Annotated in this window: 25 protein-coding genes; 10 read left to right on the top strand and 15 right to left on the bottom strand. The window is 59.5% G+C overall.

Annotation, left to right across the window (positions count from 1 at the left end):
* The first annotated feature begins 363 nt into the window (after positions 1–363).
* Entirely contained in the window at positions 364–1,281 is a 918-nt protein-coding gene (locus OHL16_RS03955) for a vWA domain-containing protein (RefSeq protein ID WP_263365764.1), read from the top strand.
* 60 nt (positions 1,282–1,341) lie between these two features.
* Here OHL16_RS03955 and groL read toward each other — a convergent pair whose 3' ends face one another.
* Positions 1,342–3,009: a chaperonin GroEL gene (gene groL / locus OHL16_RS03950; RefSeq protein ID WP_263365763.1), complete on the bottom strand. Its 1,668-nt coding sequence runs from the start codon at positions 3,007–3,009 to the stop codon at positions 1,342–1,344.
* 114 nt (positions 3,010–3,123) lie between these two features.
* Positions 3,124–3,420 carry a co-chaperone GroES gene (locus tag OHL16_RS03945; protein ID WP_263365762.1) on the bottom strand — a complete coding sequence of 99 codons (297 nt, stop codon included), beginning with the start codon at positions 3,418–3,420 and terminating at the stop codon, positions 3,124–3,126.
* Positions 3,421–3,765: 345 nt separating this feature from the next.
* On the opposite strand from OHL16_RS03945, the gene OHL16_RS03940 reads away from it, so the two are divergent.
* Complete coding sequence (locus tag OHL16_RS03940; RefSeq protein WP_263365761.1) at positions 3,766–4,335, top strand: hypothetical protein; 570 nt, start codon at positions 3,766–3,768, stop codon at positions 4,333–4,335.
* Between the two features lie 7 nt (positions 4,336–4,342).
* On the top strand, positions 4,343–5,071 hold the full coding sequence (locus OHL16_RS03935) for an SDR family NAD(P)-dependent oxidoreductase (protein WP_263365760.1): 729 nt from the start codon (positions 4,343–4,345) through the stop codon (positions 5,069–5,071).
* A 12-nt stretch (positions 5,072–5,083) separates the two neighbouring features.
* Here the strand turns inward: OHL16_RS03935 and OHL16_RS03930 are convergent, their stop codons facing one another.
* Together OHL16_RS03930 and purQ are read right to left on the bottom strand one after the other, a co-directional pair.
* Positions 5,084–5,875, bottom strand: coding sequence for a tyrosine-protein phosphatase (locus tag OHL16_RS03930; RefSeq protein ID WP_263365759.1), 792 nt, complete (start codon positions 5,873–5,875; stop codon positions 5,084–5,086).
* 8 nt (positions 5,876–5,883) lie between these two features.
* On the bottom strand, positions 5,884–6,582 hold the full coding sequence (gene purQ / locus OHL16_RS03925; protein WP_263365758.1) for a phosphoribosylformylglycinamidine synthase subunit PurQ: 699 nt from the start codon (positions 6,580–6,582) through the stop codon (positions 5,884–5,886).
* 138 nt (positions 6,583–6,720) lie between these two features.
* Between purQ and OHL16_RS03920 the strand changes: the two genes are divergently transcribed.
* Positions 6,721–7,212 carry an AI-2E family transporter gene (locus tag OHL16_RS03920; RefSeq protein ID WP_263365757.1) on the top strand — a complete coding sequence of 164 codons (492 nt, stop codon included), beginning with the start codon at positions 6,721–6,723 and terminating at the stop codon, positions 7,210–7,212.
* Positions 7,213–7,215: 3 nt separating this feature from the next.
* Here the strand turns inward: OHL16_RS03920 and OHL16_RS03915 are convergent, their stop codons facing one another.
* Together OHL16_RS03915 and OHL16_RS03910 are read right to left on the bottom strand one after the other, a co-directional pair.
* Positions 7,216–9,006, bottom strand: a complete 1,791-nt coding sequence (locus tag OHL16_RS03915; RefSeq protein WP_263365756.1) for an ABC transporter permease — start codon at positions 9,004–9,006, stop codon at positions 7,216–7,218.
* Positions 9,003–10,358, bottom strand: a complete 1,356-nt coding sequence (locus OHL16_RS03910; protein ID WP_263365755.1) for an ABC transporter ATP-binding protein — start codon at positions 10,356–10,358, stop codon at positions 9,003–9,005. Before OHL16_RS03910 ends, OHL16_RS03915 begins: the two co-directional genes overlap by 4 nt.
* 186 nt (positions 10,359–10,544) lie before the next feature.
* Here OHL16_RS03910 and OHL16_RS03905 point away from each other — a divergent pair, with 186 nt between their 5' ends.
* Positions 10,545–10,928: a response regulator gene (locus tag OHL16_RS03905; RefSeq protein WP_263365754.1), complete on the top strand. Its 384-nt coding sequence runs from the start codon at positions 10,545–10,547 to the stop codon at positions 10,926–10,928.
* A 27-nt stretch (positions 10,929–10,955) separates the two neighbouring features.
* Here the strand turns inward: OHL16_RS03905 and OHL16_RS03900 are convergent, their stop codons facing one another.
* The 5 genes from OHL16_RS03900 to OHL16_RS03880 all read right to left on the bottom strand — a co-directional run bounded on the left by OHL16_RS03900 (position 10,956) and on the right by OHL16_RS03880 (position 17,366).
* The gene (locus tag OHL16_RS03900; protein WP_263365753.1) at positions 10,956–11,546 is read right to left on the bottom strand and encodes an LbetaH domain-containing protein; all 591 of its coding nucleotides are present in this window, start codon (positions 11,544–11,546) and stop codon (positions 10,956–10,958) included.
* A gap of 28 nt (positions 11,547–11,574) precedes the next feature.
* The gene (locus tag OHL16_RS03895; protein ID WP_263365752.1) at positions 11,575–12,741 is read right to left on the bottom strand and encodes a glycosyltransferase; all 1,167 of its coding nucleotides are present in this window, start codon (positions 12,739–12,741) and stop codon (positions 11,575–11,577) included.
* Between the two features lie 61 nt (positions 12,742–12,802).
* On the bottom strand, positions 12,803–14,050 hold the full coding sequence (locus tag OHL16_RS03890; RefSeq protein WP_263365751.1) for a glycosyltransferase family 4 protein: 1,248 nt from the start codon (positions 14,048–14,050) through the stop codon (positions 12,803–12,805).
* 44 nt (positions 14,051–14,094) lie between these two features.
* Positions 14,095–15,129 (bottom strand): polysaccharide biosynthesis/export family protein, encoded by a 1,035-nt coding sequence (locus OHL16_RS03885; protein ID WP_263365750.1) that lies wholly within the window; start codon positions 15,127–15,129, stop codon positions 14,095–14,097.
* The gene (locus OHL16_RS03880) at positions 15,126–17,366 is read right to left on the bottom strand and encodes a GumC family protein (protein ID WP_263365749.1); all 2,241 of its coding nucleotides are present in this window, start codon (positions 17,364–17,366) and stop codon (positions 15,126–15,128) included. Before OHL16_RS03880 ends, OHL16_RS03885 begins: the two co-directional genes overlap by 4 nt.
* A 145-nt stretch (positions 17,367–17,511) precedes the next feature.
* Between OHL16_RS03880 and OHL16_RS03875 the strand changes: the two genes are divergently transcribed.
* Both OHL16_RS03875 and OHL16_RS03870 read left to right on the top strand, forming a co-directional pair.
* Positions 17,512–18,939, top strand: coding sequence for a UDP-glucose dehydrogenase family protein (locus OHL16_RS03875; protein WP_263365748.1), 1,428 nt, complete (start codon positions 17,512–17,514; stop codon positions 18,937–18,939).
* Positions 18,940–19,053: 114 nt separating this feature from the next.
* Complete coding sequence (locus tag OHL16_RS03870; protein WP_263365747.1) at positions 19,054–19,989, top strand: UDP-glucuronic acid decarboxylase family protein; 936 nt, start codon at positions 19,054–19,056, stop codon at positions 19,987–19,989.
* A gap of 31 nt (positions 19,990–20,020) precedes the next feature.
* Here the strand turns inward: OHL16_RS03870 and pyrF are convergent, their stop codons facing one another.
* Positions 20,021–20,767, bottom strand: a complete 747-nt coding sequence (gene pyrF / locus OHL16_RS03865) for an orotidine-5'-phosphate decarboxylase (protein ID WP_263365746.1) — start codon at positions 20,765–20,767, stop codon at positions 20,021–20,023.
* A 63-nt stretch (positions 20,768–20,830) separates the two neighbouring features.
* Positions 20,831–21,286, bottom strand: coding sequence for a septal ring lytic transglycosylase RlpA family protein (locus tag OHL16_RS03860; protein ID WP_263365745.1), 456 nt, complete (start codon positions 21,284–21,286; stop codon positions 20,831–20,833).
* A gap of 345 nt (positions 21,287–21,631) precedes the next feature.
* Here OHL16_RS03860 and thiD point away from each other — a divergent pair, with 345 nt between their 5' ends.
* Positions 21,632–22,444: a bifunctional hydroxymethylpyrimidine kinase/phosphomethylpyrimidine kinase gene (gene thiD, locus OHL16_RS03855; protein ID WP_263365744.1), complete on the top strand. Its 813-nt coding sequence runs from the start codon at positions 21,632–21,634 to the stop codon at positions 22,442–22,444.
* A gap of 3 nt (positions 22,445–22,447) precedes the next feature.
* Here the strand turns inward: thiD and OHL16_RS03850 are convergent, their stop codons facing one another.
* Entirely contained in the window at positions 22,448–24,508 is a 2,061-nt protein-coding gene (locus tag OHL16_RS03850) for a DUF1800 domain-containing protein (protein ID WP_263365743.1), read from the bottom strand.
* Positions 24,509–24,643: 135 nt separating this feature from the next.
* Here OHL16_RS03850 and OHL16_RS03845 point away from each other — a divergent pair, with 135 nt between their 5' ends.
* Positions 24,644–24,988 carry a hypothetical protein gene (locus tag OHL16_RS03845; RefSeq protein ID WP_263365742.1) on the top strand — a complete coding sequence of 115 codons (345 nt, stop codon included), beginning with the start codon at positions 24,644–24,646 and terminating at the stop codon, positions 24,986–24,988.
* Between the two features lie 37 nt (positions 24,989–25,025).
* On the top strand, positions 25,026–25,283 hold the full coding sequence (gene thiS / locus OHL16_RS03840; RefSeq protein WP_263365741.1) for a sulfur carrier protein ThiS: 258 nt from the start codon (positions 25,026–25,028) through the stop codon (positions 25,281–25,283).
* Here the strand turns inward: thiS and OHL16_RS03835 are convergent.
* The gene (locus tag OHL16_RS03835) at positions 25,220–26,455 is read right to left on the bottom strand and encodes a glycosyltransferase family 4 protein (RefSeq protein WP_263365740.1); all 1,236 of its coding nucleotides are present in this window, start codon (positions 26,453–26,455) and stop codon (positions 25,220–25,222) included. The genes thiS and OHL16_RS03835 overlap by 64 nt on opposite strands.
* Between the last annotated feature and the right edge of the window lie 268 nt (positions 26,456–26,723).

Raw genomic sequence — 26,723 nt, 5'->3', positions numbered from 1 at the left:
AACCCACACAATTACAATCACTTATAGAGATCAATTCAGCAATGCTCCAGCAAACGAGCGTGTCAAGTCCTGAAGCGGCCTATCTCATTGAAAACAAATAAAATAGAGATGGCAGACCAGTTACGCCAAGTTGCTAAAATAGATAGAAAGAGAGAAAGAGAGAGCGAAGGCCTCGGGACAATCCGGGGCCTTCGTCTTTCTAAGCCATTTATTTTTAATACCTTGACGAATAATCAGAGCCATTGGACCAGAAGTCCGAGCCCAAGCTTATTGGTTTGAAGACTTTGCACAAATAAGTAGGGGGGAGGGGGCCAGGGATCGCCGCGCTGGATCAAGCGTCTAACAAACTGAAAGGAAGTGAGAATGACCCGATATTTGCTTGCAACCCTCCTCCTCGCCGCTCCGGATCTCTCCGCGCAGCGGGAGGGGCCGACTCCAACCCAGACCCTGATCTCGCTCGACTCGAAGACGCCTCAGACGCCTACAACACAGAACCTCAGTATCAAGGTCAACAACCACGACGCGCAGATCTCCTCCGTCGTCCCAATTTCTCCCAACGGAGCCCAGATCGCGCTCCTTATCGACGACGGTCTCCGCGAGTCCGTAGGCCGCAATCTCGGCGACCTGAAAACCTTCATCACCTCACTGCCGCCCGGAACCGAGATATTCATCGGCTACATGGAGAACGGCCGTGTCCAGCCCGCACAGGAGTTCACCACCGACTACGCCGCCGCAGCCAACAGCCTGCGCGTCCCCCTCGGTTCACCAGGCATAAGCGCTAGCCCCTACTTCTGCCTCTCCGACTTCGCCAAAAGGTGGCCTGCACCTGCGGCGGGCGAAGGACACAAAGCACGCTTCGTCATGATGATCACCAACGGAGTCGATCCGTACAACGGCAGCACTAGCATCACCAACCAGAACAGCCCCTACGTCGACGCAGCCATCACTGACGCTCAGCGCGCCGGCATCGCCGTCTACTCCATCTACTATGCCGACGCCGGCTTCCGTGGCCAGCGAGGAAGCTTCAGCGGCCAGAGCTACCTCTCGCTGGTAGCCGAGGGCACCGGCGGCCAGGCCTACTTTGAGGGCTTGGGAAACCCCGTCTCCATGGCACCCTTCCTCAACGAGTTCCGCAAAGCCATCGCCGAAACCTGGATCGCCACCTTTCCGGCTCCCGGCAACAAGGAACTCGTGCCCATCAAGGTTTCAACAAAGTTGAGTGGCACCAAGGTCCGCGCCCCTGAACAGGTCCGGCCCGGAAACACTGTCCTCTCTGAGTAGTGATTAAAAGCAGAACCCCGGATCGCTCCGGGGTTCTGTGCTACTGGAGAAAGGAGCGGCTTAGTACATGCCGTCCATTCCGCCGTGGTTGTGCCCGCCAGCCGGAGCTTCCTTCTTCTCAGGAATCTCCGAGATCATGGCCTCGGTGGTCAGCATCAGGCCAGCGATCGAAGCCGCGTTCTGCAGCGCCGTGCGCGTAACCTTGGTCGGGTCGATAACGCCGGCCTTCACCAGGTCCTCGTAGACGCCAGTTGCGGCGTTGTAGCCGAAGTTGGCCTCCTTCGATTCAAGGATCTTGCCGATCACAACCGCGCCCTCCGCGCCTGTGTTCAAGACGATCATGCGCAGCGGCTCCTCGAGTGCGCGGCGGATGATCGATGCACCGATCTTCTCGTCGCCATCGAGGCTCTTGAGCACGTCATCTACAGCAGTAGCCGTGCGAACCAGCGCAACGCCACCGCCCGGAACGATGCCTTCCTCAACCGCAGCGCGGGTCGCGTGCATAGCGTCCTCAACGCGGGCCTTCTTCTCCTTCATCTCGGTCTCAGTCGCAGCGCCGACCTTGATGACGGCGACGCCGCCAACCAGCTTGGCAAGCCGCTCCTGCAGCTTCTCGCGGTCGTAGTCGGAGGTGGTCTTCTCGACCTGGGCGCGAATCTCCTTCACGCGGCCCTCGATCTCGGAGTCCTTGCCGCCACCGTCGACGATGGTCGTGTTGTCCTTGTCGATCGTCACGCGCTTCGCGGTGCCCAGGTCCTCGATCTTGACGCCCTCGAGCTTTATGCCGAGGTCCTCAGTGATCGCCTTGCCGCCGGTCAGGATCGCGATGTCCTGCAGCATCGCCTTGCGGCGGTCGCCGAAGCCAGGGGCCTTGACCGCAGCAACATTCAACGTCCCGCGCAGCTTGTTGACCACGAGCGTCGCCAGAGCCTCGCCGTCCACGTCCTCAGCGATGATGATGAGTGGCTTCGCGGTGCGGGCGATCGACTCGAGCAGCGGCAGCAGGTCCTTCATCGACGAAATCTTCTTCTCGTAGATCAGGATGTAGGGGTTCTCGAGAGCAGCTTCCATGCGCTCCGCGTCGGTTACGAAGTAGGGCGAGAGATAGCCGCGGTCGAACTGCATACCTTCGACGACCTCGAGCTGCGTCTCCATCGTGCGGGACTCTTCAACGGTGATGACGCCATCCTTGCCGACCTTCTTCATCGCTTCGGCGATGATGGTGCCGATCTGCGCGTCCGCGTTGGCTGAGATGGTTCCCACCTGAGCAATCATGTCGCCCGAGACCGGCTTCGACAGCTTGCTCAGAGCGCCGCCAACGGAAGCGCCGTTCTCGTCACGCTTGCCAATGATTGCCTCAACGGCCTTGTCGATGCCGCGCTTCAGCGCCATCGGGTTCGCGCCGGCGGCAACGGTCTTGACGCCCTCGCGGTAGATCGCCTGTGCAAGCACGGTTGCGGTGGTGGTGCCGTCGCCGGCCACGTCGGAGGTCTTCGATGCGACTTCCTTCACCATCTGCGCGCCCATGTTCTCGAGGCCATTGCCCAGCTCGATCTCCTTGGCTACAGTCACGCCGTCCTTGGTGATCGTGGGCGAGCCAAACTTCTTCTCGATAACGACGTTGCGGCCTTTGGGACCGAGCGTCACCTTCACAGCGTCGGCCAGCGTGTTCACTCCACGCAAAATCGCCTGACGCGAATCTTCTCCATGCAGAATCTGCTTTGCCATCTCGTTTACTCCTGTTGTTGTCGGCCTTGGCCGATCAGAGTTAGGTCAGTCTGAAATCTGTGTCGTGCCGCAGCAGGCATCCCAGCCGCGTCTGCTGCATGCAATGCTTACTGCTTACTTGAGAACGCCGAGGACCTCTTCCTCGCGCATGATCAGGTACTCCTCGCCGTCGAGCTTGATCTCTGTGCCGGAGTACTTGCCGAAGAGAATGTTGTCACCAGCCTTGACGTCGAGAGGGAACACCTTGCCCTCGTCGTTAGACTTCCCCTTACCGACCGAGATCACTTTGCCCTGCTGCGGCTTCTCCTTCGCCGAGTCGGGAATGATGATGCCGCCACGGACGCTCTCGCCCTCCTCGACGCGCTGAACCAGAATGCGGTCGTGAAGCGGTGTAAACGATGTCTTCGCCATTGTTTCCTTCTCCTTGATGCGATTAGTTGGCGGACGAACGTGATTCGTCCGCGTTTTCTCACGCAGCTTCACTGACCGAATGAGTCCGGCGAGTGGCTGGGTGAGTTGGGTGGATCTGGCCTGAGGTGCTCCAACGGGATCCCGGTGAGGCAATCTCGGAGGCGATTAGCACTCAAGCCTTCCGATTGCTAACGATAGGCCAGCGGATGCCGGGATGTCAACTGATGGGACGTGAAATCTGAGTGAACATGACGCAGGTTTTGCGGTGTGCCATCTCGTGCCCTTTTGGAACGGCGGATCAATCACTTAGCACGAACCCCTGAGCCTGCGTGTGGAGGTAAAATAGTGGCTACCATGAAGTCCTGCCGTTCCATACTTCTCCTGCTCGTCTTCCTCCCAGCGGTCCTTGCTTCCTCCAGTCTGCTTGCTCAGGATTCCCCTGTGCGCCACGGCCGGAAGTACAAGCCGCCACCGGCCACCTCGCACATCGAGGTTCTTGTCACGAAGAAGTTCAACGGCAAGCCCATCATGAACGCTTCCGTCATCTTTAACCCCTATGACAAGGACGGAAAGGACCTCGGCAGCCTTGAGGTGAAGACCGACCCGGAGGGCAAGGCCGCCGTCGACATCATCCCGACAGGAAGCCGGGTTCGGGTCCAGGTCCTCGCGAATGGTTTTGCCACGTTTGGACAGGACTTTCAGGTCGACGAGCCCAGCCGTGAGATCGCGGTCGCCCTGCTTCGTCCGCAGGAGCAGGTCTCCTCGTACGAGGACAATTCCGGTAAGGCTTCGACACGCAAGGCAGGCATCCAGGAGCCTAATCACCCTGTAGCTCCAGCCGTCACCACAAAATCTTCCGCCAAGCCTTCTTCCTCCACAAACAGCACGTCAGCGCCGGCCGCGCCGCAGCAGTAGCGCGCCGATGACGAGAGCTCTGGCAGGGAAGACCGCGCTTGTCACAGGAGCGGCGAAACGCATTGGCCGCTCCATCGCACTTGCTCTCGCCGCCAACGGCGCCGATGTAGCCATCACCTATCTGGGCTCGCAGGCGGAGGCTGAGCAGACCGTTCGCGATCTTGCCGCCAACGACGTAGACGCCTTCGCTGTTCGCTGCGATCTCCGCGACTCCCAGTCAATTGAGCAGTCGGTCGCTGCTGTTGTCGAGGAGATGGGCCGGCTCGATATTCTGGTCAACAACGCCGGCGTCTTCGAGTCTGCGGCGCTCGAGCAGATTACAGTGGAACAGTGGGACGCCATGTTCGCCACGAACACGCGTGCTCCATTCCTTGTTGCCCGTGCTGCCTACCCGTACCTTCGAGCTGCATCCGGACGGATCATCAACATCGGCTCACTTGGCGGCTCCCACCCCTGGGTTACGCACGCCCACTACTGCACCTCGAAGGCTGCGCTGCACATGCTGTCGCAGACGATGGCCAAGGCATGGGCTCCCGAGATCAGCGTCAACTGCATCGCCCCGGGCATGATTGTGCAGGATGAGATCGAAGAAGCCTACCGCCACTATGCGGAGAGGACTCCGATGAAGCGCAACGGAACCGCGGACGATGTCGCAGCGGCGGCAGTGTTCTTCGCTACTGCTCCCGCCTTCATCACAGGGCAGCTTCTCACTGTAGATGGCGGCCTTGGGCTCTAAAGAAGAAGAGCGTTATCCCCAGGTCAGCCGCTGCCACCATCGCTTCGGCTTCATGTCGTCGTAAAGCCCCAAGGGCTCAAGCTGACCCGGCAGGGGCTTTCCGAGAAAGGCCGCCAGCGGATTCGACACACAGAGCAGATGTGCGTAGTCCGGCCCGTACTGCTGCGCGACAAGCTCAAAGACCTCTCGCATCTTCGGCGGCCGCGACGTTATGTTGTGGGCATCTGTCGCCAGGAAGTGCACCCAGCGTTTCGCGAGCAGTTCGTGCGCCATCCTCTCGGCTTTCTTGCCCATGCGGCCCATGACCGAACCCGCAGTGATCTGGATTAGGACGCCGCCGCGCAGCCAATCCACCAGTCGCGAGGCGTCTTCCTGCAGTGTCGCGTTCCGCTCAGGGTGGGTCAGGATCGGCGACAGTCCGTCAATCTGCAACTGATAGAAGACCTCGGTCAACGAGGGCGAAAGCCCGTAGTCCGGAATCTCGGCTAGGAGGTAGCCCAGCCCGTTGATGCTGAACCGTGCGGGGTCGGCCTTCGCCTCCTGGATGTTGTCATACGAGAGGTGGAAGTCGCATCCTCGGCCCAGCTTCAGATTCAATCCTTCCTGATTGATCTGATGCTGCAACTCTGCAATCTTCTTGTCGATAACCGCTGGTTGATACACATACTGTCCATTCGAGTGGGGCGAGCAGACGACATGCGTAATGCCATCGGCAGCGGCCATCCGCGCCATGGCCAGCGAGGTCTCAAGAGTGGCGGCGCCATCATCCAGCCCCCACAGAAGATGGTGGTGAATATCAATCATTCCGTCGTCTATGGGGCTGCGGCCAGCGAATCTGCCATCGCTTTGAAGAGCAGAAATCCGTCGGCTGAACCAAGAAGGGCCTCGCTCGAGCGGTCCGGATGCGGCATCATCCCAAGTACATTGCGTCCCTCGTTGAGCACACCGGCGATGTTCTCAAGCGATCCGTTCGGATTGGCGGAGGCGGTTATCTCGCCGGCAGAAGTGGCATACCGGAAGACGATGCGATCCTTGGATTTCAGCTTTGCGAGCGTCTCCTGGTCACAGAAGTAATTGCCTTCCATGTGTCCGATCGGCATCTGCAGTACCTGGCCCTTTGTGAGGGCATGTGTGAAGGGAGAGTCTGTTGTCTCCGTGCGCAGATGAACCTGTTTGCAGATGTAGTGTTGACCGGCGTTGCGCATCAGCGCTCCCGGCAACAGCCCTGCCTCGCACAGAATCTGGAAGCCGTTACAGATTCCGAGCACCAGGCCGCCATTCTTTGCGAACTTCGCAACTGACTGCATGACTGGTGCAAACTTCGCAATTGCTCCCGTCCGGAGGTAGTCCCCGTAGGCAAAGCCGCCGGGAACGAGGATTGCATCGCAGCCTTCAAGCTCTTCCGACGCGTGCCACAGGAACGTAACCGGCTGCTTCGCCAGCGCATCGATCACATGATAGGTATCGTGATCGCAATTGGAGCCTGGAAAGACCAGTACGCCGAATTTCATGGGTTAAGGATATCACCCACGCGGGTGCGTTATGCCGCTCGCAGATACGTACAGCACAGACGCGCGGCGGTTGTTCTGGAATATCCTTAGGCCAGCAAGTTCAGCACATCGGGTGCGCGGTAGCATAAGCAGGCTGGCATGGACCCTGGAAGCGGCAAGCCCGTGACGCATCTCAAGACCGCTGGCAAAGCGATTGTCGACTGGTGGCGGGCCGCTACGCTCGACGCGCTGATCGTCGGGGTACTGTGGCTTATTGGCCTCGAACTGATCCGTGTGCCACTCGCTCCTATGTGGGCGGTCCTCGGAGGCATGTTGCAGATCATTCCCACCTTCGGCAGCATGATCGCGCTGATCGGCCCTGTATTTTCAGTCGCTGTCAGCGGGCATGATGAGTGGCGGCTGGGACTCGTCCTTGGCCTCTACGGCCTGATCGTCATTCTCGAGGGCCTCGTCATAGCTCCCTACGTGCTGCACCGCAAGACCCGAGTTCCCTGGTGGGCAGCTTTCTTCGGCCCCATTCTGCTCGGCATCCTCGTCCCGTTCTGGGGAGTCCTCTTCGCGCCGCCCCTGATGGCTATCGTCTTCGCTCTGCTTGAAGATCCGGCGCCGAAGAGCCCCTCGTCCCGCTGAGGCTCAGTCGCCGAGCTTATAGCGCGTCTCGGCCAGCCGGTAGAGAGGCCGCCACACCAGCCGGTTGATCGTCACTACCATCATCGCCATGACAATCGTCGCCAGCAGAAGAATCTGGAACTGCCCGCTGTCGGTTGCTGCACTGATGACCGCGCCGAGCCCAACCGTTTGCAGGGTCTGGTTCTTCAGGCGGAAGTACTCAGCGATGATGCTGGCATTCCATGCGCCGCCCGAGGCCGTCACCAGCCCCGTAATCAGGTACGGAAAGATTCCCGGCAGAATCACGGTCTTCCAGCGTTGCGCTGTGCTGAAGCGAAACATCTCCGCGACCTCGCGCAGGTCTGTGGGGATCGCCATGGCTCCCGCGATGACGTTGAACAGGATGTACCACTGCGTCCCCAGCAGCATCAGTGCGATAGAACCGATGCCCAGTCCTCCTCCCATCTGAACCAGCGCAAGAAGCAGGACAGGGAAGAGCGCCGTCGCCGGAACCGAGGCCGCGATCTGTGCCAGTGGCTGCGCAATCCTCGCCAGCCGAGGATGAAATCCGATCGCCACGCCTGCAGGAATCGTCCACACCGAGGCGAGCAGCAACGCTGTGTTGACCCGCAGGAATGTCGCCAGCGCGCCCTTCATGATCCCCGCGAACTCAGGGCCGTGCACCTGCTGAAGAAGCGTAAGGGCATGGAGAGCAGCATAGAGCACTGACGCACTGAGGGCGACCAGCATGGCCCACCTCAGCAGTCCCATCCAGCGGGTTTCGCGCCCATTGGATGAGTTGGCGGCCTGTGCCATCTGTTTCGTGATCCGCTGCTTACGTCCCTCCGCGAAGAACTGGTTGATGCTTTCGCCGAGCGGGTCCACAGTATGGTGTCTGAGTGTCCGCAGTCCGCGCGAGTGTTGCAGCAGATGCAGCAGCGGCGACGAGATCCGGGTGCTGCTCTGACCCTGCTCGAACTTGAACTTGTCGCTCCATGCAATCACAGGCCGCCAGATGAGCTGGTCGGTTGCGACGATGATCGCGATCATCGTCACCAGACCCCAGGTGATGGCGGTCAGGTTTCCCACGCCTGCGGCTGTCTGCAGGTACGAGCCCAGTCCCGGCAACCGGAAGTCCCTCGTCCCCAGCACGAACATCTCGCAGGCCATCAGGAAGAACCATCCTCCGGCGACGGACACCATCGAGTTCCACACCAGGCCGATTGCCGCATAGGGCAGTTCGAGCTGCACCAGCCGCTGCCATCGCGAAAATTTGTAGATTCCCGAAGCCTCCATCAGCTCTCGTGGAATGCTCTTCAGCGAGGAGTAGAAGCTGAAGGCCATGTTCCAAACCTGACCGGTGAAGATCAGCAGAATCGCGCCCATCTCCACGCCAATCTGCCGCGTCGGGAATAGCGCCACCATCGCCAGCATGACCCCGGGAAGAAAGCTGAGCACCGGGATCGATTGCAGGATGTCGAGTCCTGCGATCATCAACGCTTCGATGCGCTTGTTGTAAGCCGCGATATATCCATAGGCGACGGCAAACAGCAAGCTCAGCACGTACGCCAGCCCAATCCGCACGACGGAATAGAACGCATAGCGTGGCAGCGCCCGGGGACTTAGCGAGATGGTGATCTCAGGCACGGGATGGCCGAACCAGTACTTCGCGATCTGAACCACCCCGTAGAAGCAGGCCAGCCCAATCCCCGCGACACACAGGTCGAGCACCACCGGCCAGCTTCGCCGCAGCACCTGCGACCGCGCCATGGTCTCCCGTCCGGGAATGTTGCTGAAGCTGTCAGGAAAATTCATCGTGCTTCCATCTCTCCCACAGGGCTGGGTTCTGCCTCAGGGTGCAGCTTCTCAGGTTGGATGAATCTGCGCCGCGAGGCGTCGAAGTCAAACAGCTCGGCATAGCGGCCCCAGTTGATCGCCGTCTCCAGTTGCCGGAGCGTCTCGTCTTCACTGAACTGCTCATCCAGCATGTCGTGGAAGAACTCCTCCGGAACAGAGCGATCGCTCTTGGCCTCAATCGCCCTGACGATCTGCCGTAACAGCAGGACATTGTCTACCGCGGCCTTGCGGAACAGCTCTTTCTGCCGCAGAATCTCCGAATTTGCATACTCTGTTCCGGTCGGAGTAATCGCAGCGTCGCCCTCGGTCACCTTGAGGAAGCCCAGTAGCTGCGCAGCATCCACGATCGGGAGCAGGTCGTCGATCTCAAACGCAAGGTCATCGGCTAGCCGATAGATGTCGTCTTTGCCGTTGTGGTCCAGCAGCAGCTCCAGCAGGCCGGCGATACCGCCGGGCCGCGCGTGCGGAAGCATCTGGTAGTGCATCGAACGCTGGTCGCGGACGGGTCTGCCTGCGGGCGTCTGCGGTAGTGCTGGCGGCTGCGCATCCGGCTGCGTCAGCACCTTGTAGATGTAGTCGACCAGTTGGGTAAAGGCGGGCTTCTTGCGGTCACGCGGATGCGCCAGTGCAACCTTGAAGTCCGTCCGCACGTGCCCCGGATTGCGCCCCAGCACAATGATCCGGTCTGCCAGCAGCACGGCCTCTTCAATATTGTGCGTCACGATAAAGATGGCCTTCGTCGGAATGGTCTTCTTCTGCCACAGCTCCAGCAGTTCGCTGCGAAGATTTTCTGCTGTCAGCACATCGAGAGCGGAGAAGGGCTCATCCATGAACAGGACCTCAGGCTCAACCACCAGCGCACGCGCAAAGCCCACCCTCTGCCGCATGCCGCCGGAGAGCTCCTTAGGATAAGCTGCCTGGAAGCCGTCCAGACCAACGGTGTCAAGAATCTTGAGTGCTCGCTTGCGCCTCTCCCCCGGCTCCATGCCGCGGGCTTTGAGCGGAGCCTCCACGTTTTCAAAGACCGTGAGCCACGGAAAGAGAGCAAAGCTCTGGAAGACGATGGAGACATTGACATCGGCGGTCGCAATCGGTTGCTCGTGCCAATAGACCTGGCCCGCCGAGGGCCTCGACAGGCCAGTCAACATGCGCATCAGCGTCGATTTTCCCGAGCCTGAAGGCCCCAGCAGGGCTACGATCTCGCCCTCGGTGATCGAAAGGTCCGTCGGCGAGATTACCTGGATGCGGTTTTCACTCGGCTGAGAGTAGTACTTCTCAACCTGTTCGGCGCGGATGATGATTTGCTGCATAGACGCCTGCATGGATGAAGGATTCACTGTATCTGTTGAATTTGTGTTGAGTTGTGCTGCTTTCCGCTCTGCGGTCAGCGTATCATTACTTTGCAGTGGAACTGTGAATTGCTGGCGAGCAATGCCGTATAGATCGACCGGTGCGATGTACTCTCACAGAGATAGCCTAAATCTTCGGGGAAATGCATGTCTGATACAACGTCGACCGCGGCGTCTAAGCCCAAGGTTCTTGTCGCCGATGATGAACAAGTAATCGCCAATACTCTGGCGATTATTCTCAACCAGGCAGGCTTTGATGCGCGCGCGGTCTTCAGCGGTGAAAAGGCGGTCGAGGTCTTGGATAGCTTTCAGCCAGACATGCTCATCAGCGACGTCATCATGACTGGTATGACGGGGATTGAGGCCGCCATCATCACTCGCTCCCGTCTCCCCAAGTGCAAGATCCTGCTCTTCTCGGGGCAGGCGGCTACAGCTGATTTACTGGAGCGGGCCAGGGAGCAGGGCCACGAGTTTGAGATTCTCGCCAAACCTGTCCATCCCACCGATCTGCTCGCGCGGCTCCGCAGTTAGACTTCCGGATTTCGAGGAAAGAATCACTCAAACCGTCCTCTGTCGCTCCTTCACCCTCACTGCCGGAGTTCCCGCGTAGACGGTCCACGGTTCCAGATTGCGCGTTGCGACCGACCCCAGGCCTAGAACCGCGCCCTCACCGACGTTGACCCCTGGAGCGACTGAGGCGCGTGCGCATATCCAGCTATAGGCGCCGAAGCTCATGGCGTAGGCAATCAATGGAAACGCCGGGTCGTCGTAGTCATGGGTCGCGCCGCAGATATACGCCTCCTGCGAGAGGATAGCGTGCGATCCCAGGTGCACCGGAGCGGGGTTATATATCTCAACTCCGTCGCCAGCTGTTACCTGATCGGCACACACTAGGTTCCACGGAGCCCATACCTTCGACTTCGGGTAGAAGTGGCAGTTAGGGCCCATGGTTGCGCCAAAAAGCCGGAGGAGCGACGCTCGCCACGCGTGCAGCGGACGTGGCGATGATCGGTAAAACAACATCCAGCAGAGATTCCACACCAGCCGGCGTATCCGGTTGCCGCGCGAGAAGGCAGGCCGCAGATATGGATCCTCCGCCGTCGTGGGAGAGATATGCTCCGCCGCGTTGTAGTAAATCTGCCTGGACATAGAGTCGAACTGCGCCTCCGTTCAGAGTTTACGAGCCAGCTGGGTGCGTCGTCGCCGTCTCAAAGAGCCGAATGATCGCTTTTGCATTCTCCCGCATATCATACTTTGTGTGGAAGCACTCGCTCGCCCGCTTTGACATTGCCTTCCGTTCGTCGGGGGTCATGCCAATCCACCGGCGCAACAGGTTCAGAGTGCCATCCAGGGTATCGAGTTCCATCAGTCCTGCGCCTTCCTCTGCGATCTCCTCGGCGATGTTGACCTTGTCCGCCAGCAGAGCGGGAGCCCCGCAGCTCAGCGCTTCGGCCACAGCAATTCCGAAGTTCTCCTGGTGCGATGGAAGTATGAAGGCCTCGGAGGCAAAGAAGGCTCCCCACTTTGACTCTCCGGTCAACATGCCTGGCCAGTGGATGCGGTGGCTGACGCCGTACTCTACTGCAATCGCTTTCAGCTCCGTGCTCCAGCGTTGCTGATCCGGTCCAGCCATCACCAACTCCAGGCTGGGGTCTTCGTGAGCGACCTGCCCGAAGGCCTGGATCAGCATGTCGCATCCCTTCTTGCGGTGGATCCTGCCGAGATAGAGCAGGAAGCGCTTGCCTTTCACGCTTGGGCAGCACTCGAAAAAAGCACGTTTCATCTGCTCGGGATCGATCTCGGGAGGCCCGCTCGCACCATACGGCACGACATGAGGGTTCCAGCGGTGCAGCCAGAAGCTCTGCTCGGCCAGCCGCTTTTCTGCCTTGGAAGTAAACAGGACGCGATACGCGTCCCGCAGGACGTGGTATTCCACCGGAGCCCAATAGAGCCACTTCTTGATGTGCTTCATCGGAAATGTGTGCTTGAAATATGGGTCGAGCATGCCGTGCGTGAAGACCACATAGGGAGTATTGCCTGAAAGAGTGCGCCATGCTGCGTACCCGCAATACTGCCACAGGCCGTTCACCACCACACCGTCAAAGCGGCTGCGGTTCTCCTTCAACCATGGCAAGAGCTTCGAGTTGAAGCCGTATTTTGTGCTGGTTGGCCCCAACGCGTGAACACGAAACCCAATTTGTCGCAGATATGGAGCCGTCGGGTCGTCCAGCGTAACCACTTCGCCGGTATAACCGATCGGCCCATAGCTGAGCAGCACTCTCACAGACTCGGTTGGCCCGCCTGCCTCGGGGTTCAGCGTTCCAATGATGTGAAGAATTCGCATCAGCGACCGTCCTTGAGCATACCAACCAGTTCTGTTTGATTCGACGTGCAACCAGCACTCTTCATGCTGTGATCCTCCGTGTCACCGTCGCCAGTGCCTGCCGCAATCCCCGGACGTCTTCCTCAAAGTTCCACGTCTGAATGCGCTTCAGGGCGTTCAGGCCCATGCAGGACGCCGTCTCGGGAGACGCCAGCACCCCGCGCAGCGCTGAAGTAAGGGCGGTCACATCGCGTGCAGGGAAGACATAACCCTCGATGCCGTCCCGGACCAGATCGGGGTGGCAGCCTACATCGTCAGAGACGATGACTGCGCGACCCGCGTTCATCACCTCGTTCACGATCAATCCCCACGGTTCATGGCGCGACGGCAGCACAAACACGGTAGCCAGATCGAAGAATCGTGGTAGTTCGGACTGGTTCCTGAAGCCGCAGAAGCGAACTCCGGTCAGATGGCTCTCTGCGGTTCGCCGCTCCAACTCCCCACGCTCCTCTCCGTCCCCGACGATCACCAGGTAGGGGAGCGGCTCCTTGCCGGGTGCTGAGGCGAGGTTCTTGTAGGCCTCCAGTAGATCGTCACAGTGCTTGCGGCTCTGCAGCTTGGAAGCGAACAGAATCACCGGACGCGCCGGGTCCAGCTTCAGCTCCGCTTGCAGGGCGCCGCGTCCCGCTTCCGCATTGCGGCTTAGCTTCTGGAAAGATTGGTTGTCTACCGCATAGGGCATCAGGAACGATGGAAAGTCCGGGCCGAAGTAGTACCGCCAGTACTCTGCGTTGTAGGTTCCGATAGGCAGCACCGCATCCACGAAGGACCCGAGTGTCCTGAAAAAGGCGCGCTTTGCCCCCAGTTTTGTACCTGACCTCTCACGATCTCTCAGCCATGACTCCGCGCGAAGCAGTACCGGAATGCCCAGGGCCTTGGCTGCGACCATGCCGTGAAGCGCATTGATGGAGGAGTAGCCGTGCACCCAGAGTGCATCAAAGGGGGGCTCGCCTCTGATGCCACGCAAACGGCTCGTGATTCCATAGTTAAGCGGGCTGGTGATTGTGGTCTTATCGCCGTCCTTCAATTTCGGCAGGAATTCATGGCGGTATCCCTCCAGCAGAGGGACATCCCACTTCACGTCAACGCCGAAACCCTCGTCCTTGTATCCGCGCACGGAGAGGTCCGAGCCGAAAAAGACCGTTAGATCAATGTCCGGTTCCTGCGCGATGCGCCGGAGTAGCGGCGCCTGATACTGGATCGGATGGCTTACCAGATAAGCGAGTCTGACTCTTTTTGCACTACTGTTACCACGGGGAGGTCGGGGCATATACCTGTCTAATGGATAGATTCTGTTGTGTGAACCTGTCTTAGTTAAGGGCGTATGGCGATGATAAGAATTGAAGCCAGGCCAAGCAGTGTTCCAAGTCCACCGGATTTGATTGCACTCTTCATGGCGTCGTTCGGCAGGAAGACGATATCGTCTGCCTGCAGGACTGGATCAGGATCCTTGCCGTTGATCACTCGCTTGATATCGACCCTGACCACCTTTCGGTCGGTTCCAACTGTTCGGATCAACCGGAGATCGTTGTATTTCCCTTCAAATCCCGTGCCCCCTGAGAGCGAGGCGACCTGCATCAGCGTCAACGGCGAGTTCTGCACGATCGGGATTGCTCCCTGGGTCTTGAAGGCTCCCAGCACGTAGACAACTCCGACTCTCGGGATGACGATGGTGTCTCTGGCAAAGACCGGGACGTTTGCCATATTGCTTTTGGCAGGGTCTGTTCCCATATCGATCACAATCGTCTGGTCGACCCCAGGGCGGTTGATCATAATGACGTGGCTTGCGGTTGGAGGCAGCCCTCCGGCTGCTGACAGGACATCGAACAGACGCCGTTGACCAGTGATCGGGACGATGCCATGGAGCTCGCCCGTGACCGTGACGAGCTGATTCGGAGATTCGATCAGTTGGATCGTGACCTGCGGATTGCGGTACATCCCCGCGCTTACCAACCGCTGGGCGATCAGTCTCGAGGCCTCGTGGAGACTGAGGGAGTCAACCGCAACTGTTCCGATCAATGGGAGTTGAATGGTCCCGTCCATGCTCACGCGCACGGACGGGCTGAAGTCGGTCTCACCGTAGACATGGATAGCGATCAGGTCTCCGGCCCCCAGGCGTATCTCCCTCGATGGCGGAAAAAGGATTGCCTGGTCGGTCGTTGGCGTGAGGGACCGATTTACCGGCGTGGACGCTCCAAGTGCAGGCCCGCTGAACTGAGCCCGGGCCACGCAACTCATCAACAGCAGCACGGAGAGCAGGGAAGTGGCCGCGGTCCATATTCTGCGTCTGCCAGCCCTGATACTTGAAGCCTCAATGCTGGCACGGAGCCGATGGTGGCGATGCCTCATACCTTGGTCTCCTTCGCCTTTGTCTGCGACTCCCAACTTTCGGAGTCGACGCCCGAATAGGAGTATCCCGAATAGCCGTAATAGCCGTAGTACTCGGGAGAGTTCATGTCTACCGCGTTGAGCACAATGCCTGTTACAGGCGCGCCGGCGCGTAGCAGGAGATCCCTGGTGCGCCGAACGACATGTTTGCTCGCTTTACCGTGACGGATGACCAGGACTACGGCATCGGCCGCGCGAGACAGAATGACTCCATCCGTGACAGACAGGATTGGCGGGGAATCGATGACCACATGGGTATAGATATCGCCGCAACGCATCAGCAGGTCGTTCATCGCCTGCGAGCTCAGCATCTCGGTTGGAAATGGCGGTATAGGTCCACTTGGCATGACATCCAGATTAGGAATCTCTGGGACGTGCTGCACGGATTGCTCCAGGGTCGTGGCCCCAGTCAGCAAGGTTGTCAGGCCGACCTTGCCATTCAGGCCGAAGCGGTGGTGAATGGCCGGTCTGCGCAGGTCAGCATCGATAAGCAGGATACGTGCAGCACCTTGCGCGAGGACGCAGGCAAGGTTGGCTGCGGCGGTTGTCTTGCCCTCGGACATCGTAGCGCTGGTAAACAGAATGAACTTCGGCGGATGGCCGGCCGTCGACAGCAGGAGCGCTGTTCGCAGCGAGCGGAAGGCTTCAGCAAATTGAGACTTCGGCTGCGTCAGTACCGTGATATTGCGCTGGGCAGTGGACCATGTAGCGTCACCATCCGTGGCCGAACGCCGCGAACGTGGAATGATTGCCAGCGAAGGAAGCTCGGTAAGGCTCTCAATCTCGGCGACGTGGCGAAGGCCTGTGTCGAGGCTCTCAAGCAGGAAGGCCACAACGATGCCGCCCAGCAAGCCAAAGATAGTCATCGTGACGACGATCCTGGACTTGGGCTTGAGGATCGGGTCGGAAGGCACCATCGCCTGATCGACTACGTCGATCTCCAGGGACTCCAACCCCGCCTGCACCCCTGCGGTACGCAAGCGTTGCAAGAGCCCTTCATACAGGGTGCGGTTTGATTCGAACTCCCGTTGCCGCAGCGTGTATTCCACAAGATCGTCGCGCAGCTTGTATGCATCTGACTTCTGCGATTCCAGTGCCCCACTCGTCTGCTGCTCATTCGTCCGCGCGATAAGGTAGTTTTGTTTGGCTTGCAGCAGAAGACGCTGTTGCTCGGTATCAATCTCCCGTGCGAGTTCATCGATCTGTGCCTTCAACGCCTTGGCCTGCGGATGATTCGGCCCAAGCGTCGACTCCATCTGGGCGTAGTTGGCTCTTGCCGTAGCAATCTGAGTCCGGAGGGCGTTCAGTTCCGCTGGCGTGGTCCCCGGCGTCGCCTCGATCGAGTTCTCGATCGTGTTGGGGTCCATTCCACTCAGCATCCGGTACCGGGATTCCGCGATTATGCGTGCCAGCTTGGCCTCATTCGCCGCCCTCGAGAGGTCTTCGAGCGATGAGCTCATCTGATTATGATTTGGATCGAAGCCCAGGATCCCCAGGCGGCGTTGCAGGTCCATCATCTGTTCCTGCGATGTCTGCACCTGCTGCTTCAGATCGTCCAGTTGGCCCGAGAGCCAGTTAGAAACTCTCTTTGTTGATTCGAAACGTGTCTCAAAGCTTCGCTGAATGTAGGCTGAGATGACCTTATTCACAATATCGGCCGACAGCTTCGGATTGTCGCTGTCATAACTGATGCGGATGATATCGGTCTTTGGAACGAGCGTAATGTGCAGGTTGCTCAGCAGACGGTGGGTCGTCGATTGCCGTACCTTCGGGTCATCGAGCGAAGCGTGAGGAACCGGTCCTTTGACTCCCAGGAATACATGGTCATTGCAGAGGTTCATGTCCCGCGCGACCGTCAGCATCAGGCTGTCGCTTTGAAGAATTGCGACCTCGGTCTGCATCCTCGACGCCGTATCGTTTGAGTAGGCCTGCACCGCATTCACGCGATACTCGTTCGACGATCCAGAGCGGACCTGTATCCGCCCGAACGCCTCATAGACCTTCGGTTGCGTGAGCGCCTGATAGAGGCCGTAGAGCACCCCCAGCAGAAAACATATCAGGACAACGAGGCGGCGTTTGCGCAGTGTAATCAGCGCTTCCGACAGCGTCGTGTCGGTCATCGATGCAGCGCTGAATCCGGCTGGAGTCAGTTCAGAAGTGCCCACACCGGGCGGAGTCTGCGAGATCTCAAAACCCATTCTCGGTAGTCTACTAGACCATTCGGCTTCGCGAGATACAGAATCACCTAGGCATCGTCTGTGGTACTTCGGTTATTCAGAAATACCGAAAAGTCAGATATCCTTGAACTTGCAGTTGGTCTAGCTGGCCTCACAAACAGAACCTATGGGAAAAAGCATTCGAATCGCTGTGGTTGGATCAGGGTATGTCGGTCTTGTGGCGGCCGTCTGCTTTGCTGAGATGGGGCACGAGGTCATCTGCGTCGACAATGATGAGCGAAAGGTCCGGGCTCTGCAGGGCGGAGAGACGCTGATCCACGAAAACTTCCTCCCCGGACTTCTCCATCGTTACGGCAACACGAGGGTTCGGTTCACGACCGATCTCTCTGATGCCACGCGCTCTTCCGACGTGATCTTCATCGCCGTCGGGACCCCGCAGAGCGGGAACGGCGACACCGACCTTTCTTACGTCGAGGCGGTTGCCTGCGAGATCGCCCGCTCGCTCAACTCGTACAAGGTCATCGTCGAGAAGAGCACCGTGCCTGTCTACACCAACGAGTGGATTAGCCGCGCCATGGCTCGGAATGGCGCCGCGCGGGACCTATTCGACGTCGTCTCCAACCCCGAATTTCTTCGCGAGGGAACTGCTGTTGCTGACTTCCTCCACCCCGACCGCATCGTCGTAGGCTCCGACAGCGGGCGGGCAGCCGGCATCCTGGAGGATATCTACCTCCCGCTCACGACAGGGGAGTATTACACACGCGCCGACGCCATCTCGGGACACTGTAACGTCGATCAGCCACCCCCATTATTGCTGACGTCGACCAAGAGCGCCGAGATCATCAAGCACGCCTCGAATGCCTTCCTTGCGCTCAAGATCTCTTTTATCAATGCTGTCGGCAACCTCTGCGAGGCCACCAATGCCGATGTTGAACAGGTCGCACGCGGCATGGGGCTCGATCGGCGCATCGGCCCGCGCTTCCTTCGTCCCGGGATTGGCTACGGCGGCTCCTGCTTTCCGAAAGACGTCGCTGCCTTCCGCTCGGTTGCCGAGCAGCTTGGCATCGACTTCAACCTCCTCAGCGAGGTGGAAAAGATCAACGTGCTGCAGAAGAAGCGCTTCATGAGCAAGGTGCGCTCCGCGCTCTGGACTCTCCGCGGCAAAAGGCTTGCCGTCCTCGGGCTGGCCTTCAAAGGGGAGACCGACGACATTCGCGAATCCCCTGCCGTAGAGATCGTACGAATGCTGCTCGCGGAAGGTTGTTCCATTGCGGCATACGATCCTGCCGCGATCAAACGCACTGAAGAGGTCTTGCCCTCCGGTCCCAGCCTGCGTTACGTCGAGGACTGCTACACCGCCGCCAAGGATGCCGATGCTCTCCTTATCCTCACGGACTGGCAGGAGTTCGCCGAGCTCGACCCTGAGCGGCTCAGTCAGGCCCTTCGTCATCCCATTGTCATCGATGGTCGTAATCTCTATGATCCGCAGGTCATGTCCGGCAATGGGTTCACGTATCTCAGCATCGGCCGGCCTCCGGCCCATCCAGTGAGTGATCTTGCTTCTATTTCCGCCCCATCCGCCCGCAGTAATTAGTGGCGTGGCCAGGGTTCAGCCTCGGTAGTCCCTAGGATTGTGAAGAGAGATGCGCGCCAGACCAGCACAGCGCGCCCTGTTCTAGACACCAACCCATAACTCAGAAAGGCGAAGATGGAGTCGAAGAGAATACTTGCCACAGGGGCAGCAGGCTTCTTAGGATCGCACCTCTGTGATGCGCTGCTGGCCGAAGGAAATATTGTCGTTGGTGTTGACAACCTCTGCACTGGCCAGACCGCTAATCTGGCCCACCTCTCCGGTGAGCCACGTTTCAGCTTTATCGAGCAGGACATCATTCGTCCCTTTGACCCCGGGAAAGTCGACTTCATCTTCAACTTTGCCTCTCCAGCCAGCCCGACTGACTACACCCGTCTCGGTGTAGAGACACTCCTCGTCGGCTCAGCCGGAACCGTCAATACTCTCGACATCGCCCGCAAGTACGGAGCCGGCTATCTTCACGCCTCCACCTCGGAGTGCTACGGCGACCCCGAGGTGCACCCCCAGGTCGAGACCTACTGGGGGCATGTCAACCCCGTCGGCCCGCGTTCGGTCTACGACGAAGCCAAGCGGTTCTCCGAGGCTGCCGTCATGGCTTACCACCGCTACTACGGCGTCGACACTCGCATCGTCCGCATTTTCAACACCTACGGTCCCCGCCTTCAGGCAAATGACGGACGAGTGATCTCGAACTTCATGATTCAGGCACTCCGAGGAGAGCCCCTGACCATCTACGGCGACGGCTCGCAAACCCGCAGCTTCTGCTATGTCTCCGACCTCATTGACGGAATTCTTCGGCTATCCCGCTCCTGCGAGCATCTTCCCGTCAACATCGGCAACCCTGAGGAGTGGACAATCCTCGAATGCGCCCGCGAAGTCCTGGCGGTGACTGGCTCCAAATCTGAGATCGTCTCTCTCCCGCTTCCGATCGACGACCCCGCACGCCGCCGCCCCGACATTGAAAAGGCCCGCACTCTGCTCGGATGGGAGCCCAAGATCAAGCTTCGTGAAGGGCTGGGGCGTTCGCTGGATTACTTTAAGGCCTTCTGCTAACTGTGTTTTCTTGCAGGTAATCCTTGTTGAATCATCGCGAGGCGGACTCCGCCTCAGCGATCTCAGCAAGAATTGCCTGCGCTGCCCCGATAGGGTCGGTGGCCTTTGTAATGGGCCTGCCGACCACGAGCATAGAGGCTCCCACCGCAATCGCCTCCGAGGCTGTTGCGACTCGTCGTTGGTCATCCGTCGCGCTCCCAGCGGGACGAATCCCTGGGACTACCAGGTATGCCTCCGGCCCCAGTTCTCGCCGGAGCATCCCAACCTCCTCGGCCGAGCAAACCATTCCCCGGATTCCGGAGTTCCAGGCCAGTCGCGCGAGCCGGAGCGCCTGTTCAGCGGGAGGGCTCATCACGCCAACGCCCTTTAGTTCGTCCTCATCGATGCTTGTCAGGACCGTAACGGCCAGCAGGCGCGGAGCGTCCGGTCCGGCAGCTGCCCCGGCAGCCGCCCGTAGCATCGCAGCACCGCCTCCGGCATGGACGGTCAATAGTTCCGCTCCCGCTGTCGTGGCGGAACGAACGCCACCAGCCACAGTATTGGGAATATCGTGCAGCTTCAGGTCAAGGAACACCTTGTACCCGCGCTCGCGAAGCTCGGACACCAGTTCATTGCCGGCGGCGTAGTACAGCTCCATCCCGACCTTCAGCCAGCGGCAGGTATCTCCCAACCGATCAACAAGATCGAGTGCAGCGCGGGCGTCAGGGAAGTCGAGCGCAACCGCGAGACGTTCCTTGGCATTCGACAGGGAACCAAGATCATTGTTCGAAGGGGTCACGCCTTCAAGTCTAAAACGTGATCCCCTCGCAATTGCAAAATGCCGAGATTGAAATTGTCAGAACTACCGTCCGAAGGCAGGGATGTAGGGCAGGTGAAGCTGGGCAACAAACTCCCTGGCCATCTCCTTGTCCTCGGGACGCAGAGGCTCGACCTTCACCCTGCCGATCCCACTGCCTGCCAGTCCAACCGCTCTGGCCGCTCCATACGAGAGGTCCACAATACGCTCTTCGGGAACTGGACCACGGTCATTGACCCGGACAAAGATCGACTTCCGGTTCCGCAGATTGGTCACTCGGATCCAGCTTCCGAGGGGAAGGCTTCGGTGGGCGCAGGTTAACCCGTTCATGTCGTAAGGCTCGCCGTTTGCGGTCGGCTTGCCCTGGAAGTGCCTGCCGTACCAGGACGCTAGGCCGACTTGATACCAGCGGCGCTTCGCCTGTGGTGACTGCTGCTGTTTGCCTTCAGGAACAGAATCGTTGGCCGACGCCGTCAGACCAAGCGTCAGTGACAGTGTCACGAGAGCAACTCCGCCTTTCATCGTTCGAACCCGAAGGCCTCGCAACTGAGAAGGAATTATCTTCATGGCATAAACTCCATCTACTATTGTTCCGGCAGAATAAGACTAAGTCAATCGACATCAAAGGTTTACGTTCTTAAGATGCTTGCCGGGTCATTGCCGTTGTGCTAAAGAAAAAACAGAGGGGAGATGTCGATATTCGGCCGTTTTTGATCGTTTTTCGCCCAGCTTCCGCCCGAAACAGGACTTTCGAAGCCGATCCTGCTATTTTTCAAAAAAGTTGAAGAAAGGTACTTTTCGGCTGGTTTCAGCCCGGTCGCCCCTTTCCAGGCCCTCAGAACCTAAATGACGAAAACTGTCCTCACCATCGCCGGCTATGACCCCTCCTCAGGTGCGGGAGTCACCGCCGACCTCATGGTCTTCGCCGCACATGGCCTCTTCGGGACCTCCTGCATTACCGCGCTGACGGTTCAGTCGACCCTTAAAGTGCAGTCCTCGCACCCCGTAAGCCCCGATATCGTCCGCCAGACGCTCGATTGCCTTGAGTCCGACCTGCCCCCAGCCGGCATCAAGCTCGGAATGCTGGCCTCTGCACCCATCGTCGAGGCAGTCGCTGACTATCTGGCTACCGTCCGACGCCGCCACCCCCGCATCCCGGTTGTCCTTGACCCTGTCCTGCGCTCCACATCCGGCAGGGAACTACTCTCCCACGAGGGCCTGGGCATCCTGACCGAACGCCTGCTCCCCCTCGTTGACTGGATTACTCCGAACCTCTCCGAACTGGGCCTTCTCTCCAGCAACTCTGTCGCCCAACGCGAAGATCTCCTCCCAGCAGCACGCGCCCTCCACCATCTCCACCCCGGGCTTACTGTCCTGGCCACTGGCGGCCACCTCAACCCACCAGACGACCTGCTCCTCAGCGCGACGGGCGAGGCGACCTGGCTTCCCGGGAAGCACATCGCCACGAAGGCGACCCACGGCACCGGCTGCACTCTATCCAGCGCCATCCTCAGCCGTCTCGTCCTCGGTGACGAACCCCGTCCAGCCGCCGAAGCTGCAAAGCGCTACGTCACCGAGGCCCTCCGCACCGCGTCCCCCGTCGGACACGGCCATGGGCCGCTGCACCATCTCTGGCCCCTGCGTTCCTCTGAAAGATGACTTCTAGCGCCGTTGGAACTCCGGCGACCCGAACAGAAGTCCCGCGGCCAGCGCCGTCGTGGGATCGACTGTCGCCATAGCCTCCGGTCGCCTGCCACCCGCTATAGCCAGAGGATCGCGGTTGCGATTCTTGACCGCCACTTGCCGCAAGCTAGCCTCCTGCTGCTCTCGGTCACTCGAAATCTGCGTCAGAATGGTCTGCTTTGTCCGCTCGCTCACCGCCTGATGTAGCAATTTATCTTCGAGCAGCGCAGCGGTGGCCTCCGGACCTAGAGGTTCGCTCGGATTACCCAACATCGCCGGCCAGTTCGTCATCACGCCCGCGACCCGGTTCGATGCCAGGGCTAGGGCAAAGTTCATTCGCTCTACCAGTGCCGCCGTGTTGTTCCAGGCATCCGCCTTCATCGAGTACCCATTGGGTGTCTGCATTCCATAAAGCGGCATCCCCAGGTCCGCCACGACGTTCACCAGTGCGCCCGGACTCTCAACGTCCACTCCGGAGGCCCTCACCGCCGAAGCCACAAATTCCTGCGGGGTCTTCACCTTCGCCCGGTAGCTTTGCGGAGCGAAGAACTCTGTCGAGTTCACCATAGCCAACAGAACCCGGCGAATGTCTCCATTCGTGTTCAAAAACGTCTTTGCCATCCGATCCACCATCGCCTGTGGGGGATCGTCGCTTACGAACCGTACGGCGAGCTTGGTTGAGATAAACCTCGCCGTCTTTGGGCTGGTCGCCAGCATGTGCAGCACCTGCAACCCCTCTTTTTCGCCGCTCTCCTTGATCGTCGTCCCCAGAACCTGCTTTGACCCCGGCTCGTGCTTGGTCCAGTCGTACTCGGCGAGTACTGCCTCCGGCGACCCAGGCCGCCTGGTTCCGATCGTCCAGCCGGTGAACACCTTGGCGACTTCGGTCACGTCATGCTGGGTATAGCCGCCATTCACGCCGACTGTGTGCAACTCCATCAGTTCACGCGCGTAGTTTTCATTCAGGCCGGTTGCTTTCTTGTTTGCGTTGGGGTTCCGGAATCCGCGCTGTGGCCAGGTCGCAAACGCCGAATGTGGCCCGATGCTCGAAGCATTATCCAGATAATTCAACATCGCGGGGCTGCTGGCGACAGCCACAAGAAGGTCCTCGAATTGACCCAGCGCGCGAGGCCGAATCACGTCGCGCTCGTAAGACGCGATATAGTACGGCGCCTGCTGCGACTTCCGCATATACACGTTGAAGTGATTCAGCCAGAAGTCCACCATAAGCTCGTTCAACTGCCGCTCGGTGTAGATATCGCGCAGGAGCTTGGTCTGTATGTCTTCGGCGGCAACGACGGCCTGTGGACTGTTAAACGCAGCCAGAGATTCGATCTGCTGCGGGGTGAATCCGTCGGTGAGATGCTGGCGCTGATCTTCGTTCAGCGACTGGCGAAGCCCTCGCAACTCGGCCGGCTTCATCTTGCACAGGGCGGAGAAGCGCTTATCCGGTGGCAGAGCAAGAACCGCCTGCACCTGGTCCGCGGGCAGAGGGGCGATGCCATCGGCTATGGCCTGGTTCTTGCGGTCCTTCTTCGCCTTCTGCCGTGCCATCTGGTCGTTGTAGATTGCCTTCTCGGTCTCTCCACTTGGGATGCCCATGCGCCCGTTCATCGTCGCGCGGACCATGCCTTGATTCGGGTACATCTCCATGAGCTGAGCCAAGGGAAGCCGCATGGCAGGGTAGGCAGACAGCCTCGCCTCCAGCGCGCTGTCGTCGATCGTCTGCGGCGAAAGCTGCTGCGTGAACCACGCACTGAGCCCCATGGCGCGGACACGCTCCAGGTCCCCAGGACGAGGTCCGTACGTGAACCGGTTGAGCACGTGCAGAATCCTCTCGTCGTTCGACAGAGGCCCGCCAGCCGCCGCATTCTCCCGCAGGCCAACGGCAGGCGCGTTCGCCTGGGCCGTCATCTGGGCCGATAAGCCCGCTGGCATGGCCATCTGCGTAACGAAAAAGCCTGCCACCGCGGAGCGAAGAAGCGAAGTGGCCTGCGTCCTCAACCGGGCTATATGCATCGATGAGAGGGAACTGGCCACAATCGAACTCCTGTCCTGAGCATGTTGGTTTGCTAAACCCAAAACCGGCTGCCGTGTCTCGGTGATCCCAGCCTATTTCCCATAATGTTCGGGAGCCCCAGGCCGATGAAAAGCAGGACGGAGGATTTCCCGACCATGTCTACTGCGGCCCTCATGGGCAATCTAACTTCTCCCATCGGCAACGAGGTTTCACTGCCGTTCACTGCGGTGCCAGTCAGGCCAGCTGGTAACCCCGACCTGACGATTCATCGGCGAACAAAGACACACCATGGACGCACCTTACTCACTCTGGGGCACGCCGCAGAGTATCTGGTCGAGTCCCGGCGATACATGATGTCGTCCGGCAAGGCCGATACTGAAGCCGTCCATATCCTCATGCGGCTCAGCCGCGAGGTCTTCGAAGACTATGTCCAGGACGTCGCGATCAGCAAGCGTGTTGAGGACTGGGTGATGGACCAGGCCCTGAAGATCTATGGCTGAGATTTCTTCACGAGCTTCCTGCTAGGCTTAAGTCAGTATGCCGCTTACGCTTCTTCTCAACGGCCAGAACCGTACCTTCGACGCACTCTCGAAGTCCGCGACCATCGAACAGCTCGTCGCCGAGCTTGGCCTCAAAACAGACCGCGTCGCCGTAGAACATAACGGCGAGATTGCCGCCCGCGCCCGATGGCATGAGACGCCACTCAGCGAAGGCGATAGGCTCGAAGTGGTTCACTTCGTGGGAGGCGGACTGGACACTGGTCCGGTTGAAGGCACTCTGCCGGTCAGCTTATAAAGCAGAGCCTCCCAGCGGTCACCGTACTCGTTCCACCCGCCAATCGACCGGACACGCAGCAGAGCAGCTTCGCTCATCTTCGCCTGGAGAGCAGGATCGTCTGCGAGCCGCTGCATCCGGTCCGTGAGAGCGGCTACGTCGCGCACAGGCACGATGAATCCCTCCACCCCATCGGTGAACAGGTCTTCGCCGCCGGTGTTTGTCGAGCAGAGGACCGGGCAGCCGCACGCAAGAGCCTGCCCCTGGACCAGCGCCAGCCCCTCTTCGATGCTGGGCAGAACCATAACGTGGCTGGTGCTCATCAACCCGGCAAGACGCTGCTGATCCACTGCGCCGAGTAGCTCAACCTGATCCTGCGGGAGCCGGCCAAGGACGGTCTTCATGTCCGGATGAAGCGCCCCAGCGATGCGCAGGCGCTTGCGGCTGTGCTGCACTGCGGCAAATGCCTCCAGCAGGTAAGGAACCCCCTTGCGCAGTCCCACCGAGCCAGCAAAGAGTACCTCGAAGCCGCCAGCCGGAGGTTCGCCGGATCGAGTGAATCGCTCAAGGCGCACCCCATAGGGGATGACGTGAATCTTGTCCTGGGGAAAGCCGCTCTCCAGGAAGGAGCGGGCGGCAAAGCTCGAGGGAACCGAAATAGCGTCGGCAACCTCATAGATATGTTCTTCTCGGACAATGTCGCGGACATCCGTAACCTGTCTTTCGACCCCCCAGCGCTGATACTCCTCCGAGACGATCTGCTCCTGCCAGCGTTGATGGGAGGAGCCGCGATCGCAGATGAATTTTCCGCCCTCGGACTGAATGAATCGACCGGTCCTCAGGCTCGAGCCGGAAAGCCCGATCAACGCATCCGGAGCCCCCGCCTGGCGTGTCCGCGCATGCGTCCAGCCGTCGAAGGCTAACGCATTGGCGTAACTCAACTGATCCAGCAGCCAGGGATTGTGAATGCCAAGCCTCTGAAGAAGCATCTCCGGCGTGTGGATCCACGGAAACGTCCCGACCAGTTCGTGCGGCAGGCCCTCGCGCTGAAGCCGCGTCCAGGGCCAGGAAGAGTAAATCTTTCGAAGATGCCCGCGCCTCCGGAGCTGCCGTGCCAACTCAAAATGATGAAAGACGCCAAAGGCGGTTTGGTCGATGCGCATGACAGCCGAGTCCATCGTAGCAAACCGCATGGGAACGGCTTCAGGGGGAGTTACACATCATTGGCTGAGCGGCCTGGTGTCAGAGGAAGGCGGAAGCGCAGGCGATCATTCCAATGAAATTGGGATCTCCTTCCCATTTCAAGGAGAAACATGCTAGATTGATCGCCTCGTCGCTTCTCAAGACCGCCCAACGTTGTTACGATTGCGGCCGCTGGAGGGCAGATATGAGCGCTTTTCATGGGACACGCTTGATCCCGCGCTACCTGATTTCAGAATGCTCAAGCGATGCTTGACAGTC

The sequence above is a fragment of the Edaphobacter bradus genome (genome assembly GCF_025685645.1).
GTDB lineage: Bacteria > Acidobacteriota > Terriglobia > Terriglobales > Acidobacteriaceae > Edaphobacter > Edaphobacter bradus.
Note: the sequence above shows the minus strand (reverse complement) of the source record. Positions and strands in the feature narration are given on the sequence as shown.